This window comes from Dolichospermum sp. DET69, assembly GCA_017355425.1.
Taxonomy (GTDB): Bacteria; Cyanobacteriota; Cyanobacteriia; order Cyanobacteriales; family Nostocaceae; genus Dolichospermum.
Window position 1 is genome coordinate 4,561,903 of sequence record CP070233.1, and the last position, 16,800, is coordinate 4,578,702.

A 16,800-nucleotide genomic window follows, 5' to 3' on the forward strand; every position below is an offset into this window, starting at 1 on the left:
AAGTAGTGGGAGCATCTTGCTTCCTGCTGTTAGGTAGCGAGCAAGATGCTCCCACTACTTCAGGTTTCAAAATGGATGAGGTTTAGATGTTGAAAACCAACAATAAATCGGATAAAAGATTAAGCAGCATAACTACCACCGTTTCTATCGCGCAAATATTCCCAAATACGTTTAATTTCAGATTGCCAAGCTTCTCTATCATTTTCCGCATTTTGGATAGAGTGCATTGTGATATCAGTTAAATTGACAACATCATTAGTTAAATTGACAACATCATTAGTTAAATTGTCAATTTTGACACCTAAGTTAGCTATGGCTTGAGTGTTAGCGGCTTGTTGTTGAGCTACTTGGAAAAGTATTGATTCTATTTGATCTAATCGGCTTGGTTCTGTTGTCATAAGTTCTGGGTGTGGTTATTTATCTACTAAAACAAGCAATTCTCCTACCTGACATCCTAGTACCCTGCATAATCTTTCCAATGTGTCTAGTGGTATGGATTTTGCTTTGTTATATTCAATTTTTTGAACATTAGCTAAGGACATTTCTAGTAATCGGGCCAATTCGTTTTGAGAAATATCCTTATTTTTGCGTAATTCCTTGAGTCTTATGATCACGGTCATCGCTATATTAAACCTACTAATAGTATTACATACTCTTGGTAATCTAATTATAGATATTAGCAATACTCATAACAATACCATTAACGGATAACTAGCTGTTATATATCTATCTATCAAGTTACTAACTATCAGTAGGACAGTTTGTGGTAAGAAACCAACCAATCATAAATAGCTCACTGATTCTCGATAAATTTACTCCGAAAATCTCTTATGAGTCTTGCTTCGTAAGGGATTGAGGCTTTCAATCAGCAGCAGTTTTTGACGAATAAGTATATCAAAAACCGATAGATTATTATTATAATTCTATAAACTTGAATAATTATCCTGAAATAACTATATTTTCAAGCTAGAATCAAAGGTTACAGCAATTTTAACTTTAACATAGATACAATTTAGATAATGAACGCTACACAAGAACAACTAAAACTCAAGTTAACACAGGCTTTAGTAGCTGCTTTTGGTGAAGATTATACCAGTACAGATCCAATTTTAGTTTCTGCAAGTAATCCTAAATTTGGTGATTATCAAGCTAATGTAGCTTTATCTTTAAGTAAAAAGTTAGGAAAACAACCCAGAATTATTGCTGCGGAAATTGTTAGTAACTTAGATGTATCTGATATTTGTGAACCTCCAGAAATTGCAGGACCTGGTTTTATTAATCTCAAATTACAAACATCTTACCTGGAAGCACAACTCAACGCTATTCAAGTAGATGATAGATTGGGAATACCCACAGCAACAACTCCACAAAGGCAAATTGTTGATTTTTCCAGTCCGAATATTGCTAAGGAAATGCACGTCGGCCATTTACGTTCGACTATTATTGGTGATTCCATTGCCAGGATTTTAGAATTTTGTGGTCATGATGTTTTACGGTTAAATCATGTTGGTGATTGGGGTACACAATTTGGAATGCTAATTACCTATTTGCGGGAAGTTTATCCAGAAGCACTCACTACAGCAAATGCTTTAGATATTGGAGATTTAGTTAATTTTTACCGCAAAGCTAAACAGCGATTTGATGAAGATCCAGTTTTTCAAGAAACCTCCCGTCAAGAGGTTGTGAGATTACAAGCTGGGGCTGAAGATACGCTTCATGCTTGGAAACTTTTATGTGAACAATCTCGACAAGAATTTCAAATCATTTATGATTTACTGAATATCAAATTAATAGAAAGAGGGGAATCTTTTTATAATCCCTTATTACCAAAAGTTGTTGAGAATTTAGCTACAACGGGATTATTAGAATCAAGTCAAGGGGCAAAATGTGTTTTCTTGGATGGTTTTACTAATAGAGAAGGTAATCCTTTACCTTTAATTGTGCAAAAAACTGACGGTGGTTATAACTATGCAACTACAGATTTAGCTGCATTAGGTTATCGGATTCAAGAAGATCAAGCTAAACGAATAGTTTATGTTACAGATGAAGGACAATCTAATCATTTTGCTCAATTTTTCCAAGTTGCAAGAAAAGCCAACTGGATACCTGAAGATGTGGAATTAGTTCATGTTCCCTTTGGCTTAGTGTTAGGTGAAGATGGGAAAAAATTCAAAACTCGTTCTGGGGATACTGTACGGTTACGGGATTTGTTAGATGAAGCTATTAACCGCGCTCGTGCAGATATAGAAAGTAGATTACAAGAAGATGGGAGAGTAGAAACTGAAGAATTTATGCAAAATGTGGCTGAAATTGTGGGAATTAGTGCGGTAAAATATGCAGATTTAAGCCAAAATCGTACCAGCAGTTATGTCTTTAGTTATGACAAAATGTTATCTCTAAAAGGCAATACAGCCCCTTATCTTCTCTATGCTTATGTGAGGATTCAAGGTATTAGTCGTCAAGGGAATATTGATTTTACTAATTTGGGAATAAATCGCCAGATATTACTAAAAGAAGATGCAGAATTAACTTTAGCTAAACATCTGTTACAACTTGATGAGGTGATTAAGGAAGTAGAACAGGATTTATTACCAAATCGTTTGTGTGATTATTTGTATCAAGTCAGCGATAAGTTTAATAAGTTCTATGAAAATTGCCCTGTTCTTAAATCTGAAGAACCTGTCAAAACTTCGCGGTTAATGTTATGTGATTTAACTGCAAAAACTTTGAAGTTGGGATTGTCTTTGTTGGGAATTAAGGTTGTAGAAAGGATGTAATAAGCAATCAGATCCCCGACTTCTTTAAGAAGTCGGGGATCTTAATTTGTCTGAATCAGGATGTCCAGGATTTAAGGATTAACAGGATGGTTTGTTTCGTTTGCATGAGGATTTATAGAATGAAATTCAGGTTATGTTCCGGGACGAGAGCGAATATGATCTGGTATATGATGCCTATCGCCTAATATTTCTAATAAAGGACCATGAACATCAAATTTAACCATACTTACCGACGCGACCAAAATATTCACCCGATAGCGATAGCGTCCTAAATCAATTCCCAGTAAACTGCAAAGCATAATCCGAATTGTGGCTTTATGGGAAACTACTAAAACATTACCTTGGGGATATTTTTCTTGGATTTCAGCAATTACAGGCATAGAACGGTTTGCAATCTCTACCGCCGTTTCTCCACCTTTGGGCGCATTCCAAGCGGGTTCTGTTAACCATTTTACATAGTTTTCTGCATAATTCTCTTGAGCATAGGATTTACTCTTGCTTTCCCATTCGCCATAACTACCTTCTCTAAGTCCGTCACGCAATTGCATATCCATACCCATAGCATCACAAAATGGCTTGGCGGTTGCAATTGCGCGTTTCATTGGGCTGGCATAAACCGCTTCCCATTTTAAAGTTTTATAAACATCAGCAAAACTGGATGCCATTTGCAGCCCTTCGGATGTCAACTCTGCATCAGTTTTACCGCAGAAATTACCACTTTGACTAAAAGTAGTTTCTCCATGTCGCAGTAAATATAAATTGAGTGTCATAGCTTATATTGCGATTGGGATCAAGGAGTTTGTGTAAAAACAAAATACCATCAATCTCGCAATCAAGTATGTGATACCAGAACAAAGTAATTAATCAAAAAATGTCAGAAATGGCTAACGCCACACTACGTGAACAGGATTTTCAGGATTTGAGGATTTACAGGATGGTATTTTTTGTGGGAGTTAGGATTTATAGCAAATTGTCAGAATCAGGATATCCAGGATTTGAGGATTAACAGGATGGTATTTTTTGTTGGAGTCAGGATTTAAAGATTAACAGGATGGTATTTTTTGTTGGAGTTAGGATTCGCACTTGCTAAATTACTCAAAAACAGGAGACCAAATTTCAGAAATTGCTACTTCAAAACCGGGAAGTAAATCGGGTAGAGTCAAAATATCACCATCTTTTAAAATTACGGTTTCACCAAAACGAGAAACTTCTACTGTTCTTGTTTTTGGATTAATTAAAATTCCAATTTGTGAACCTAAATTGATAAATTCTTGAATCTTTTTTCGTAGTTTATCTAAAGAATCAGTTTTAGATTTTACTTCCACTACTAAATCTGGTACTAATTCTGCATAATCTTCTGTTGAATGTTTCAGTCTATCGGCTCTCACAAAAGATACATCTGGCGCACGCAAATCAGAATTTGGTAATTTAAAACCTGCGCTAGAACCAGTTACACGGCCTAGTTTACGTGGTCTTATCCAGTTACCTAAAATTCTCGCAAACTCAGTACCAACTTCTTCCGATTCATAACCTGACGGACTCATAATAATGATATTCCCCTCTACTAATTCCATACGATAGTCAGGATATGCTATCTGTATTTCTTCTAGTTCTTTTACGGTTAAAGACATGATGGTTTTCTCCTGAAATACTACGGAAATACTATATTGATTTTTGTATCTTATTATATCTTATCTTTTTAACTTGTAACAAAATTAATTAGTTGAATTTCATAAGACATCGCGGTAAGTGGGAAACGAGCGTGTCTTTAGACCTGAGAGGGAAACGACTCGTGCGGTAATAAAGGCATTGAATCTTGTTTCATTAGTGTTGTAATTCTCTAATTTTATTATAGAGGACTTTTACCACTTTTCAGCCCAATAAACTATTTCTGAAGATGCAACATCAATTGCAACTCCACTACTATTACCATGATTCCATTTTGAACCAGGTTGACTTTTATCTTCTGCTTTTAATACCAATATTTCATAGCTGCTAGGAAAGGTTTCTGTTTCTGCATCACTAGTATAAAAAAACGTTGTAGGTACGCCGTTGGGTTGATTACTATGATTATTTGTATTCCCACCCTGGTATTGATGCTGGGATATTTTTTTGTATTGTGTAAGGAGGGTTTTGATCTTTGCTTGTGGTTGTTTGAGACGAATTTGTAAAGAACTGCTTCCGGGAGTTAAACTAGAAGCATAAGCCATTTGTAAAACTTGAGTATCAGCGGGAATTTGTTGAGGAAAATATTGAATTTGTTGAATATCAGTCCATTTGTGATTCCGAATTTCCTGATATTGTGATGTATCAGTAATTAACTGCGATTGTTTATTTTTACTAGAAGCTTTACTAATCCAAAAACCGCCAATAACTAAACCTAAACTACCAATAGATAGTAAAATTATTGTAGCGAGTTTAATAAAAATAGATTGCTTCATAAGGTTGGTTTTTATCTAGCTTGTAGATTAATATCCCAACCTTGAAAACAATCGTCCTGATAGTTTTGAATCTAGCCTGAGTTAGATTGATAGAAAATTTTTTATTTGGTTACATTGATTACAAAATTAAAAAGAACCAACAATCATTCCGGCTAAAATTAAAAAACCAATCCACACATTTTGGCGAAACATTTCCCCGTAAGCAGGGTTAGGTATTTCTGGCTGTTGTAAGCGGATAATTTGCCAAATCCAGGCAATAGTAGCGAGAATTAAACTAATCCAAAAACTAATATTTAAATTAACTAAGAAACCTACGCCACCTAAAAGAATAACCGTACCAAGGAAGAAAATACCAATGGCTATAGGGGCATATTTTCCAAAGAATAAAGCGCTAGAATTAATGCCTATGCGTTGATCATCTATGCGATCGCTCATGGCATAAATGGTATCAAATCCTAATGTCCATAGTACAGTCGCCCCCCAAAGTAACCAAGTTGGCGCTGTAATACTGGCTGTTACTGCACTCCAACTAATTAACACCGCAAACCCCCAAGCAATGGAAAGCACCAATTGGGGAACAGGAAATACTCGTTTTGCGCCGGGATAAAGGACAATTACCGGAACTGCCGCTACAGACAACCAGAAGCTTAAAGGGTTAAGATAGAAAGCGACAACTGCGGCACAGGCAAGGGCGACTATGCCCACTACAATCCCAACTTGAACGGAAAGGGCGCGAGATGCTAAGGGGCGGCTGCTTGTCCTTTCTACCTGGGGATCAATATCTCTGTCCCATAAGTCATTAACTACACATCCAGCCGCACTGGTAGCGATACTACCGAAAATAATCACTCCTACTAAGGGTATAGGTGGTTTACCCGCAGCGGCTAGAAACACAGCCCACAATGCAGGAATCATCAAAATTAATCTCCCTTCGGGTTTATTCCAGCGTAACAACTGGATAATTACAAGCCATAATGGTTCTGGGTTGGTTTTTGGTGTTTCTAACATTTTTGATGATTTAACATATCTTTACATTTATAGGATAGCTTGGTAAGCGTAAAACTCAGTGGCTAAAGCCGGAGAGATATAAGCGACACGGGCGAATTTATTCGCCTTCAATCTTCATTTCTTCTATAAGCTTATCAGTAAATTCTCTTAATCGTTCTTGCCAGTTTGGGACGGCCTTTAACTTTGCCTTGACTCCAGGTAACACTTTAAAGCAAACAGGGTCTTTGTCAAACGGCTGTTTACTTGCGAAACCTAATTTGTTATTTTTTTGAAATGGCATCGCTATTTACTAAATATGTTGATATACTAACAATATCACAGCATTGCAGGTCGAAACAATGTCTAAGGCTAAAAAGTTAATGGGGGTCCAACAAGTTTTATTATCCCCAGATAACGAAACAAAAACGGTATTAGAGTATCTTTGTCAACAATCAGGCAAGATTTATAATAGTGGTGTTTACTTTGCTCGACAGACATTTTTCAAAACTGGAAAGTTGCTAACTAACAAGTTTGATTTGATTTACGAAAAATCTATCAGTAAATCACTTGTAGCTCAATCAATGCCGTCAGTCCCGATGCAACAAACTTTGATGTCAGTAGCTGAAAGTTTTAAATCTTTTAAAGAATTACGCTCTTTGTTTCTCAAAGGTCAATTACATTTTAAACCTAAAGTACCAGATTACTTAACAGGTTCTAAACTTTTCAAGGTCGCTTATCCAAATTCAGGAGGACAACCCCCAACATTAATTAACGGGCAACTTAGATTTTCTCTAGGATTAACTGTTAGACGATGGTTTGGTATTTCTGATTTTTTCCTAACAATGCCTTCAAACATTGCTTACTCAAAGGTTAAAGAGTTTACTATCCTCCCTAAGAATGAGGCTTTTTATCTGGAAATTTCTTATGAAGTCGAGAGACAAAAGCATGATTTAGATATTAGCCAAGCTCTGTCAATTGACTTAGGAACTGCCGATAATTTAGCTGCTTGTGTTGATACTTTGGGTAATTCTTTATTGATTGATGCTCGTTCGATGAAAGCAATGAATCAGTTATGGAATAAGAAAGTATCAACCCGTAAAGAAAATAAACCAGAAGCTTACTGGGATAATTGGTTAGACAGAGTAACCCGTAAACGCAACCATCAAATGAAAGATGGCATTAATAAAGCTGCAAAACTAATTATTGACCATTGCCTAAAGTACAGCATTGGTACATTAGTAATTGGCTGGAATGAAGGTTTTAAATCTAATGCCAATATGGGTAAATTAAACAATCAAAAGTTCGTTCAAATGCCTTTGGGTAAACTCAAAGACCGACTAAAACAATTATGTGATTTACACGGAATTAGATTTCAAGAAACTGAAGAATCTTATACGTCAAAAGCATCTTTCTTGGATGGAGACTCCCTACCCGTTTATGGTCAAAAACCAGAAGGGTGGAAAGCATCGGGTAAGCGCGTTAAACGTGGATTGTATCAGTCAGCTAATGGTTCAATTGTTAACGCTGATCTAAACGGCGCAGCGAACATTTTAAGAAAAGTAGCCAGCAATCTAAGCTTAGACTTAGGCTCACTGGGTAGGCGTTGTTTGACGAACGCAGCGAGAATTAGGCTTTGGGTTTTACCTAAATCTATTCTGTCAGTAGAATCTCAGTGTCTTTAGACCTGAGAGTGTCAATTGCTATTTGTCCTCTAGTAGTCTGTCAAGAACTAATTGACGGGTTCATTCGTTGCCATTTTGATTCTTCCTTCTTCCTTCTTCCTTCGTGTCCTTCGTTCCTATATCCCTCCGGGACGCTCCGCGAACGTGGTTCGTTTCTTATCCGTCAAAATTTATTTGACAGACTACTAGTCCCTATTCATCTATTCACAAGTACAACAAGATGGTAAATTTAATTTCGGCTAACACAGGAAATATATCCAATCAATCAGTTCACAAAAACCAGATGATTGCAGCCATTGATATTGGTACAAATTCTTTACACATGGTGGTAGTAGAAATTGAAGCTACCCTACCATCTTTTACTATTATTGCTAGAGAAAAGGAAACAGTAAGATTAGGCGATCGCAATTTGATTACTGGAGAATTAAAACCAGAAGTGATGAGTAAAGCGATCGCTTGTTTGGGAAGATTTAAAACCCTTGCCCATAGTTTAGGCGTAGATAGTATTGTCGCGGTTGCTACTAGTGCCGTCCGTGAATCTCCCAACGGTAAGGATTTTCTGCACCAAGTGGAAACTGAAGTCGGTTTAAGCGTTGACTTAATTTCTGGACCGGAAGAAGCCCGACGCATCTATTTAGGTGTGTTGTCGGGGATGGAATTTAACAACAAATCGCATATTATTATTGATATTGGTGGTGGTTCTACAGAATTGATTTTAGGAGACAGTGAAGAACCCCGTAGTCTTACTAGTACGAAAGTCGGTGCAGTGCGTTTAACAGGGGAATTAGTCAAATCAGATCCCATTAGCGAAAGCGAATTTAAATACCTTCAAGCTTATGCGAGAGGAATGTTAGAACGGGCTGTAGAAGAAATTCAAGGAAAACTCAAAATTGGCGATTCTCCCCAGTTAATCGGCACATCTGGGACAATAGAAACCATTGCTACCATCCACGCCCGGGAAAAATTAGGACTTGTTCCTTCTACTCTCAACGGCTATCAATTCAGTTTGCAGGACTTGCGAACCTGGGTAAATCGCTTACGCAAGATGACCAATGTAGAACGGGGAGCGATCGCCGAGATGCCAGAAAAAAGGTCAGAAGTGATACTTTCAGGGGCAGTAATTTTACAGGAAGCCATGACCTTATTAGGCGTAGAATCTTTAACAGTCTGTGAGCGATCTTTGCGGGAAGGGGTGATTGTAGATTGGATGCTGACACATGGTTTTATTGATAATAGACTGCGGTTTCAAAGTTCCATTCGGGAACGCAGTATATTAAAAACTGCCAAAAAATACCAGACTAATTTAGAACATAGTCAACGAGTTGCGGAATTTGCCTTGAGTTTATTTGACCAAACCCAAGGACAAATACATCATTGGGGTGCAGATGAACGTCAATTACTATGGGCTGCTGCAATTTTACACAATTGTGGTCACTATATCAGCCATTCAGCACACCACAAACATTCATACTACTTAATTAGAAATGGTGAATTACTGGGTTATAACGAAACCGAAATCGAAATTATTGCCAATATAGCCCGTTATCATCGCAAATCTCCCCCCAAGAAAAAACATGATAGCTATCGAAATCTACTCCACAGAGAACATCGGCAAATGGTTAATCAACTCAGCGCCATTTTAAGATTAGCTGTGGCTTTAGATAGAAGACAAATAGGGGCTATTTCTCATATTCAATGTGAATATTTTCTCAATTTCAAAGAATTTAAGATGTTCATCTTTCCATCCATGATTAATGATGAATGTGCTTTGGAAATGTGGAGTTTAGATTACAAAAAAGGCATTTTCGAGGAAGAATTTGGGTTAAAGTTTGTGGCAACATTAATGAATAGATAAAGTTGCTAAGTAGATGGGCTGAAATAAATATAGAATAATATCCTTGTCGGGTAAGCATACTGCCTGTCCATATTGTATTTAATAAAAGTGCTGTTACTAAAAAGATCAATCAAATTTGCAATCAAAAAGGCATATCTTCAGTATGGCAAAGAAATTTTCATGAACACATTAATCAGGATAAAAAATCATTAGAGACGATTAGAAACTACATTATTAATAATCCTTTAAATTGGGAAAATGATCCTGATAATCTTGGTGAGATTTATTATGATGGTACATTGTTATTAGATATGCCTTTTTAGATTTAGGGTTGATCTGTGGGTGTTTAGAATTGTAGGGGTTTAGCAGTGCTAAACCCCTACGGTTTTGGGATGTGGAAGGGCGTAAGCGTTGCGCGACCTAGGAATCGCTTCATGAAGAGTACAATTTTCTACGCACAGGAGCAAAGGGAATTTCTTTACCCTTTTGTTGATAATCTTCCTTCACTATCTCCCAGGCTAATTTTAGTTCTTGCAAAGCTTCTTCGGGAGTATCACCAAAAGCTGAAATGTTAGGTATTTCTTGGAAATGTGCTAACCAATCTCCTTGTTCATCAATATATAAATTAATTGTAAAGCCATTAAAATTATAATTATTTAAAGTCATTACTGATTTCCCTCTTGATATTCAAAGAACTGCTGAATTTGATAGAGTTTTGCTTTTCCATCTTTACGAGGTTGAATTGGTAAAGGTTGGCCACTAGGTGAATACCATAAACGATGACTTCCTTTTTGACGACTAAATTCCCACCCATTCTGAATGAGGAGAGTTTCAAATTCATCAAAAGTTAGATTTTCTGGACTATTTTTAGCTTTTTGCCATAGTTTTTCTTTTTTAGTCATCACCAAGGCTATTATTTAGTAGATTATCCCTTGATTTTATTATAGTCTGACAGGAATTTAATTTGTGATAGCGTAAGCGTTGCGCGACCTAGGAATCGCTTTTTGGGATGAAGGGATGCGATATAATGGCAGTAATATTGATCTTATTTCACACGAAACAAAAACTACAAAGAATTACCCACTGAGAGGAAAACCTATTACCATTGCTAGTGATTTTGATGAACCTCTGCCTGAACTTTGGGAAGCAATTGCTATAGTTTAATTCTGTCCTTCATCACCAATACCTATAAATAAAAATTATATATGTATAAATATCACAATACAAATTTATTATGTTTACGGTTGTACAGCCCTAACCACACCTTGATATATTCACAGAAGTATTTATCAAAACAAAGTAAAAAATACAACACTTAAATTCCAGAATTTCTTTTATTAAAAATCAGCCTAGCCGTGCTAAAGTCTTGATCTTGTTATATTCCTTAGCTGCTTCAGCTTATGCATCTGCCTTCTTTACATCCACAACACCTTGAAGAATTAGTCAAGAGTGGTGGTATAAACTTAGACTTAATTCGTTTAAATTTTAAATCGCTTCAAGGCAATAATGCTTATGAATATCTGCTAATTTCTGACCAACTCCCTCGCACCAATACAGGGATGATTAAAAATGCTTGGTTACAGCGTTATAGCCACATTACAGAAGGTGGTTGGTGGTGTTCTGGACTAGACCCCCTTAATAACTGGCAGAAGATGGAATGGGGATGTTTTAAACCCAACCAACCGCGACAAAATCAAAAAGGTAAATCAATTAAATACGAACATCCTCCCAGCACACCCACACGCATATTTTGTTTACGCATATCCTTAGAAATTTGGCAACAAGTTGGACAACGTTACAACTTAAAATTACCGGAAAATATTACTATTAATCATGATGGAGAAGCCGAAGGTTTTTGGTCATGGGTAATTAAAAATAAGATATCCATTGTGATTTGCGAAGGTGTGAAAAAAGCCGCAGCCCTTTTAAGCCAAGGATATGCTGCTATTGCTGTTCCTGGGATTACTAGCGGTTATCGAGTTATTAAAGATGAATTTGGCAAAGTTACCCGTCGGCAATTAATCCCCGACTTAGCAGCATTCACAACTACAAAACGCAACTTTTATATTTGTTTTGATTTTGAAACACAAGCTAAAAAAATTGCGGCTGTGAATAACGCTATTTCCCAACTGGGTTGTTTATTTCAACAACAAAACTGCCCTGTTAAAGTTGTCGAACTGCCAGGAAAAGAAAAAGGAGTTGATGAATTTATCATAGCTAAAGGTGTCATAGCCTTTGATAAAATTTATCGTCAAAGTCTAGATTTAGATATTTATATTGCCCAAACCAAACCCCATACAGAGTTAACAATTCCCGCAGCACTTACCGTTAACCGTCCTTATTTGGGAAATATTGCTTTTCCTACCTCTGGCTTAGTGGGAGTAAAATCAGCCAAAGGTACAGGTAAAACCACAGCATTACAAAGCATTGTTCAACAAGCAAAAAGCCGCAATCAACCAGTTTTACTAATTACCCATAGAATCATATTAGGACGGTTCTTGTGTGAAAAGATTGGCATTCAATGGGGAATTGACCATGCAGCATGGAGTATAGAAGCTGATGAAATACCTATTAAATGCCCTTTACCAATTACGCCATCTTTGGGATTATGTGTAGATTCAATTTGGAAATTAAAACCCGAAGATTGGCAAGGGGCAATATTAATTTTAGATGAAGTTGAGCAATCCTTATGGCATTTACTCAATAGTAATACCTGTAAACAAAAACGGGTGAAAATTCTCCGCATTTTTCAACAATTAATTTCTACAGTTCTCACAACTGGAGGTTTGATAATTGCTCAAGATGCCGATTTATCAGATGTATCTTTAGAATATTTACAAACTTTAGCAGGAATTAAATTAACTCCTTGGGTAGTTATCAACGAATGGAAACCAGAAAAAGGTTGGGATACCACTTTTTATGATTCTCCAAATCCTACACCCCTAATTCATCAATTAGAATTAGATCTAATTGCTGGAAGAAAATGCTATGTAACTACCGATAGTCGGGCTGGACGTTACAGTTGTGAAACTATTGAACGTTATTTAAAAGAACGTTTACAAAAACTTAGAAGAGAATTTCCAGAAACCTTAGTAGTTAGCAGTCATACTACGAATACACCTGGCCATGCAGCCGTTGATTTTATTGCTGCTATTAATCAGAAAATAACTGATTATGATACTGTTTTTGTTACCCCTAGTTTGGGAACAGGAATTAGTATTGATGTCCAACATTTTGACCGAGTTTATGGCATTTTTCAAGGGGTAATTCCTGACTCAGAAGCCCGTCAAGCCTTAGCAAGAGTGCGGGATAATGTCCCCCGCATTGTTTGGTGTGCTAAACGCGGTATTGGCTTAATTGGCAGCGGGAGTACAAATTATCGGTTATTATCTCATTGGTATCAAGAAAATCAAAAAGAAAATTTAGCTTTATTAAGTCCATTACATAAAATAGATGTAGATTTACCTCTTGTTTATGATCCTATTCATTTACGCACTTGGGCAAAATTATCTGCCAGAGTCAATGCTTCTATTCGGCTTTATCGGCAATCAATGCAAGATGGATTGATAACTGATGGTCATCAAATTCAAATGCGAAGTAATGAAGTGCAAAATAATATTCTTCGTGATTTGCGTTTGGCATTTTTTGCCACTGAACCTAGTGATTTAGAAAATCGCAAACGCTTAATTGTAGAAATTGTGAAAGTCCAAAAAGATTGGGCGCAAAGTTTGCAAAAATCCAAGGAAATTAAACGCAAAATCAAAGAAATTAAACAGCAAAATCAATTATCAGCCGCAAATTCTGTAGCTACTGCTAAAAATATTGATTATGTAGAATATGAACAGCTATTAACTAAACATTCTCTCAGTAATGTAGAACGTCATCAAGTAGATAAATATATCCTCAAACAAAGATATGGGATTGTAGTTACTCCCCAACTTAAATTACAGGATGAAAAGGGCTATTATGGACAATTATTAATTCACTATTACCTAACTCATGAAAGTGAATATTTTCATGTTAAAGATCAGCAAGAATGGAGTCAGCAGTTATTATGGGGTGAAGGTCAGGTTTTTCTCCCAGATTTAAGAACTTATACGCTCAAGGTGGAAGCTATGCGGGCTTTGGGAATGCTGCAAATTTTGGAAACAGCAAGGGTATTTAAGGAAAATGATCCTGATTTGATTTGGTTAAAAAATGTGGCTGGACAAAGCAGTAAACACATTAAAAGAGCTTTAGGAATTGATTTAGTCAGAGGTAAAGAATCTGTTTCCGGAATTAAGCTATTAAGTCGGCTTTTAGGGTTGTTGGGTTTGAAATTGCAGCAAATAAATGATGGTTATACAATTGATTTAGAAACCCTAAATGATGGTAGAGATAAAATATTTACAATTTGGCATCACCGGGATGATTTGATGTTAACTTCCTTACACAACATGGAAAGGGAAATGGTTAATTTACCTGAAAAATCTCAACATGAAGCTGTACTCATAAGTTAAACTCTATTGACACTCTCACCGTCTTTAGACACTGAGATTCTTTAATCAATGAGCCAACTTACAATTGCTGGATTACTCCAACAAAAACAGAGGTCGATTCTCCTAAAGCGTTAATGACCGTATCCCTACCGTACTCGATTTTTGTATTTCATTTTTCACCAAATTTAGCTTTCCTAAACTGCAATACTGTTAGGTATGACTACGCACTCAACCAAATTAGTTAAGTTTTTACGTTGTTTAGTTATACTTAAATTATGGAACTTTTAAAAGTATATCACACCTACTGTTACTAGTCAACGAGTTAGGCTAAATATTTTCGCCCGTGTCGCTTATATCTCAGCACTAAAGTGACTGAGCTTTACGCTTACCGAGTAATCTTGTAATCCTACATAATATGTGATAAATTACAACCACTGTAGGGTGCGTTAGCGCCAGCCTAACGCACCACTTATCTAGCTCAGGGTGCGTTACGGCTATGCCTAACACACCTTACAAATACTATATATAAGAAAACCCATGAATAAAAATATAAATTTTGATGTTGTTAATGCTTTACATCAACAGGGTTTAGACCATTATCATAGCGGTAATTATCAACAAGCACTGGCTAATTTTGATGCTGCTTTAGAATTATATGCTAATTTTGCGATCGCTTATATTAATCGCGGGAATATATTTCATATTTTAGGTAATTATGAGAAAGCTATTGTTGATTATAATCAATGTATAAAAATCAATCCTAATTTTGCAGAAGCTTACCATAATCGTGGTAATAGTTATTATGCTCTGCAAGATTATCACGGAGCAATAACTAATTACAATCGTTCTCTAGAAATTAATCCTAAATTTGGTGCAGCTTACTACAATCGGGGTTTAGTTTATGCCCGTATTCAAGATTATCACCAAGCAATTGCTGATTTCAATCAAGCATTAAGAATAGTTCCTGATGATGTTCCAGCATACTCTGAACGGGGTTTGGCATATAGCAATTTGGGAGATTATGAAAATGCAATTACTAATTATAATCAAGCATTACAAATTAATCCCGCATTAGTTTTAGTATATGGTTTTCGAGCCAATGCACATCATCAAATGGGAAATTATGAAAATGCCATTATTGATTATAATCAAGCATTACAAATTGACCCTCGTTTAGTTACAGCTTACTATGGACGGGGTAGGGTGTGGGAAGCTATGCAGGATTTTATCAATGCCATTGCAGATTATACCCAAGCCATAGAAATCTCCCCGGAATTTGCCCCAGCATATTGCAAACGGGGTGATGCTCACAAGTTGTTAGGTAATATACAAACAGCAATTCAAGACTATAACCAAGCATTAAAGATAGATTCAGATTTTTTAGCCGCTTATTATCATCGGGGCAGTAGTCGTTATATAGCTAAAGATTTTACTGGAGCAATTAGTGATTTTACTGAGGCTTTACGATTAGATTCCCAGTCTGCTGTCTTTTATAGCGATCGCGCTAATGCCCGTTATGCCCTGAAAGACTATCAAAAAGCCATATCAGATTATACTCAAGCAGTCATCATTAACCCTAATGTAGCTGAGGACTGGTTTAATCGGGGTCGTAGTCGCTTTCTATTGGGAGAATTAAATACCGCATTAACAGATTTAAATCAAGCAATACAATTGCAACCACGTTATTCCCTAGCCTATTTAGTCAGAGCAGATATACATAGAAATTTGGGAAATCAGCTAGAAGCAATTACTGATTTACGCAAATCTGCTGATCTTTATTCTCAGTCAGGAAACACGCGATATTACCAGGAAATTACCAATCTGATTTCCAGAATTTCTAACTCGTTTTCATGAGTTAGGGAACAGGGGGACAAATTTCCTTCTTCCTTCTTCCTTCGTGTCCTATCTCTACGAGACGCTCCGCGAACGCTCCTGCGTGGTTCAGTAGGGGCGTATTGCTATACGCCCCTACTTATAAATTAATTTCTCGATACCGTTTCTGAAGATCCTCAATTGTAAATAAAGCTTCAAACTGTAACCCAGCCGACTCATATAACGCCCCACCGCCTTGCAATCTATCTATCAGAGAAATTACCCTATCTACGGTATAACCAGCAGTCTGTAACCGCTCCACAGCCTTGAGCGCAGATTGTCCAGTTGTTACCACATCTTCCAAAACTACGACTTTTGCACCCTGGGGTAAATTCGGACCTTCAATGTAAGCCATTGTCCCATGTCCCTTGGCTTCCTTGCGAATAATTAAAGCTGGTATTGGTTTATTTTCGTACACAGAAACTACACTTACTGCTGATACAATAGGATCAGCCCCCAAGGTTAACCCAGCTACAGCTTGAGTATCTTCCGGTAACAGTGGTAACAATAATCTGGCCATAGCCAAAGCGCCTTGGGGATGGAGTGTGACTTGTTTACCGTTAATATAGTAAGAACTCCGTTGTCCAGAGGAAAGAACAAAATCACCTTCTTGATACGCCAACTGGCAAAATAAATCTAGTAGCTTGTGACGGAGAGTAGTTAAATCAGTAGTAGTTGCCCAAATATCTAGGTTACTGGGGGTTTGAGTGGAATAAGACATTACAAACC

Annotated in this window: 16 protein-coding genes; 6 read left to right on the forward strand and 10 right to left on the reverse strand. The window is 36.8% G+C overall.

The window, feature by feature from the left end:
- Positions 1-119: 119 nt before the first annotated feature.
- The gene (locus EZY12_20900; protein ID QSX67165.1) at positions 120-398 is read right to left on the reverse strand and encodes a hypothetical protein; all 279 of its coding nucleotides are present in this window, start codon (positions 396-398) and stop codon (positions 120-122) included.
- Between the two features lie 15 nt (positions 399-413).
- Entirely contained in the window at positions 414-620 is a 207-nt protein-coding gene (locus tag EZY12_20905) for a helix-turn-helix domain-containing protein (protein ID QSX67166.1), read from the reverse strand.
- Between the two features lie 399 nt (positions 621-1,019).
- Here EZY12_20905 and argS point away from each other — a divergent pair, with 399 nt between their 5' ends.
- On the forward strand, positions 1,020-2,777 hold the full coding sequence (gene argS / locus EZY12_20910) for an arginine--tRNA ligase (protein QSX67167.1): 1,758 nt from the start codon (positions 1,020-1,022) through the stop codon (positions 2,775-2,777).
- A gap of 131 nt (positions 2,778-2,908) precedes the next feature.
- Here argS and EZY12_20915 read toward each other — a convergent pair whose 3' ends face one another.
- The 5 genes from EZY12_20915 to EZY12_20935 all read right to left on the reverse strand — a co-directional run bounded on the left by EZY12_20915 (position 2,909) and on the right by EZY12_20935 (position 6,506).
- Complete coding sequence (locus EZY12_20915; GenBank protein QSX67168.1) at positions 2,909-3,547, reverse strand: histidine phosphatase family protein; 639 nt, start codon at positions 3,545-3,547, stop codon at positions 2,909-2,911.
- A gap of 321 nt (positions 3,548-3,868) precedes the next feature.
- Entirely contained in the window at positions 3,869-4,408 is a 540-nt protein-coding gene (locus tag EZY12_20920) for a Uma2 family endonuclease (GenBank protein ID QSX67169.1), read from the reverse strand.
- Positions 4,409-4,639: 231 nt separating this feature from the next.
- A complete protein-coding gene (locus tag EZY12_20925) occupies positions 4,640-5,218 on the reverse strand; it encodes a hypothetical protein (GenBank protein ID QSX67170.1) in 579 nt (192 codons plus the stop codon).
- A gap of 126 nt (positions 5,219-5,344) precedes the next feature.
- Positions 5,345-6,226: a 4-hydroxybenzoate solanesyltransferase gene (locus EZY12_20930; GenBank protein ID QSX67171.1), complete on the reverse strand. Its 882-nt coding sequence runs from the start codon at positions 6,224-6,226 to the stop codon at positions 5,345-5,347.
- Between the two features lie 97 nt (positions 6,227-6,323).
- On the reverse strand, positions 6,324-6,506 hold the full coding sequence (locus tag EZY12_20935) for a hypothetical protein (GenBank protein QSX67172.1): 183 nt from the start codon (positions 6,504-6,506) through the stop codon (positions 6,324-6,326).
- Between the two features lie 79 nt (positions 6,507-6,585).
- Between EZY12_20935 and EZY12_20940 the strand changes: the two genes are divergently transcribed.
- Positions 6,586-7,887 carry a transposase gene (locus tag EZY12_20940; protein ID QSX70762.1) on the forward strand — a complete coding sequence of 434 codons (1,302 nt, stop codon included), beginning with the start codon at positions 6,586-6,588 and terminating at the stop codon, positions 7,885-7,887.
- 220 nt (positions 7,888-8,107) lie between these two features.
- Positions 8,108-9,742, forward strand: a complete 1,635-nt coding sequence (locus EZY12_20945; GenBank protein QSX67173.1) for a Ppx/GppA family phosphatase — start codon at positions 8,108-8,110, stop codon at positions 9,740-9,742.
- Between the two features lie 411 nt (positions 9,743-10,153).
- Here EZY12_20945 and EZY12_20950 read toward each other — a convergent pair whose 3' ends face one another.
- Complete coding sequence (locus tag EZY12_20950; GenBank protein QSX67174.1) at positions 10,154-10,387, reverse strand: type II toxin-antitoxin system HicB family antitoxin; 234 nt, start codon at positions 10,385-10,387, stop codon at positions 10,154-10,156.
- On the reverse strand, positions 10,387-10,623 hold the full coding sequence (locus EZY12_20955; GenBank protein ID QSX67175.1) for a type II toxin-antitoxin system HicA family toxin: 237 nt from the start codon (positions 10,621-10,623) through the stop codon (positions 10,387-10,389). Before EZY12_20955 ends, EZY12_20950 begins: the two co-directional genes overlap by 1 nt.
- A gap of 115 nt (positions 10,624-10,738) precedes the next feature.
- Between EZY12_20955 and EZY12_20960 the strand changes: the two genes are divergently transcribed.
- From EZY12_20960 to EZY12_20970, 3 genes are all read left to right on the forward strand, one after another.
- Entirely contained in the window at positions 10,739-10,885 is a 147-nt protein-coding gene (locus tag EZY12_20960) for a hypothetical protein (protein ID QSX67176.1), read from the forward strand.
- Between the two features lie 236 nt (positions 10,886-11,121).
- Positions 11,122-14,220, forward strand: coding sequence for a DUF3854 domain-containing protein (locus tag EZY12_20965; GenBank protein ID QSX67177.1), 3,099 nt, complete (start codon positions 11,122-11,124; stop codon positions 14,218-14,220).
- Positions 14,221-14,736: 516 nt separating this feature from the next.
- Entirely contained in the window at positions 14,737-16,053 is a 1,317-nt protein-coding gene (locus EZY12_20970) for a tetratricopeptide repeat protein (GenBank protein ID QSX67178.1), read from the forward strand.
- Positions 16,054-16,171: 118 nt separating this feature from the next.
- Here the strand turns inward: EZY12_20970 and EZY12_20975 are convergent, their stop codons facing one another.
- Positions 16,172-16,792: an orotate phosphoribosyltransferase gene (locus EZY12_20975; protein QSX67179.1), complete on the reverse strand. Its 621-nt coding sequence runs from the start codon at positions 16,790-16,792 to the stop codon at positions 16,172-16,174.
- Between the last annotated feature and the right edge of the window lie 8 nt (positions 16,793-16,800).

Excerpts from the sequence above, each read along its gene's own strand:
- EZY12_20900 (QSX67165.1), bottom strand. The coding sequence starts at position 398 with ATGACAACAGAACCAAGCCGATTAGATCAAATAGAATCAATACTTTTC.
- EZY12_20905 (QSX67166.1), bottom strand. The coding sequence starts at position 620 with ATGACCGTGATCATAAGACTCAAGGAATTACGCAAAAATAAGGATATT.
- argS (QSX67167.1), top strand. The coding sequence starts at position 1,020 with ATGAACGCTACACAAGAACAACTAAAACTCAAGTTAACACAGGCTTTA.
- EZY12_20915 (QSX67168.1), bottom strand. The coding sequence starts at position 3,547 with ATGACACTCAATTTATATTTACTGCGACATGGAGAAACTACTTTTAGT.
- EZY12_20920 (QSX67169.1), bottom strand. The coding sequence starts at position 4,408 with ATGTCTTTAACCGTAAAAGAACTAGAAGAAATACAGATAGCATATCCT.
- EZY12_20925 (QSX67170.1), bottom strand. The coding sequence starts at position 5,218 with ATGAAGCAATCTATTTTTATTAAACTCGCTACAATAATTTTACTATCT.
- EZY12_20930 (QSX67171.1), bottom strand. The coding sequence starts at position 6,226 with ATGTTAGAAACACCAAAAACCAACCCAGAACCATTATGGCTTGTAATT.
- EZY12_20935 (QSX67172.1), bottom strand. The coding sequence starts at position 6,506 with ATGCCATTTCAAAAAAATAACAAATTAGGTTTCGCAAGTAAACAGCCG.
- EZY12_20940 (QSX70762.1), top strand. The coding sequence starts at position 6,586 with ATGGGGGTCCAACAAGTTTTATTATCCCCAGATAACGAAACAAAAACG.
- EZY12_20945 (QSX67173.1), top strand. The coding sequence starts at position 8,108 with ATGGTAAATTTAATTTCGGCTAACACAGGAAATATATCCAATCAATCA.
- EZY12_20950 (QSX67174.1), bottom strand. The coding sequence starts at position 10,387 with ATGACTTTAAATAATTATAATTTTAATGGCTTTACAATTAATTTATAT.
- EZY12_20955 (QSX67175.1), bottom strand. The coding sequence starts at position 10,623 with ATGACTAAAAAAGAAAAACTATGGCAAAAAGCTAAAAATAGTCCAGAA.
- EZY12_20960 (QSX67176.1), top strand. The coding sequence starts at position 10,739 with ATGCGATATAATGGCAGTAATATTGATCTTATTTCACACGAAACAAAA.
- EZY12_20965 (QSX67177.1), top strand. The coding sequence starts at position 11,122 with ATGCATCTGCCTTCTTTACATCCACAACACCTTGAAGAATTAGTCAAG.
- EZY12_20970 (QSX67178.1), top strand. The coding sequence starts at position 14,737 with ATGAATAAAAATATAAATTTTGATGTTGTTAATGCTTTACATCAACAG.
- EZY12_20975 (QSX67179.1), bottom strand. The coding sequence starts at position 16,792 with ATGTCTTATTCCACTCAAACCCCCAGTAACCTAGATATTTGGGCAACT.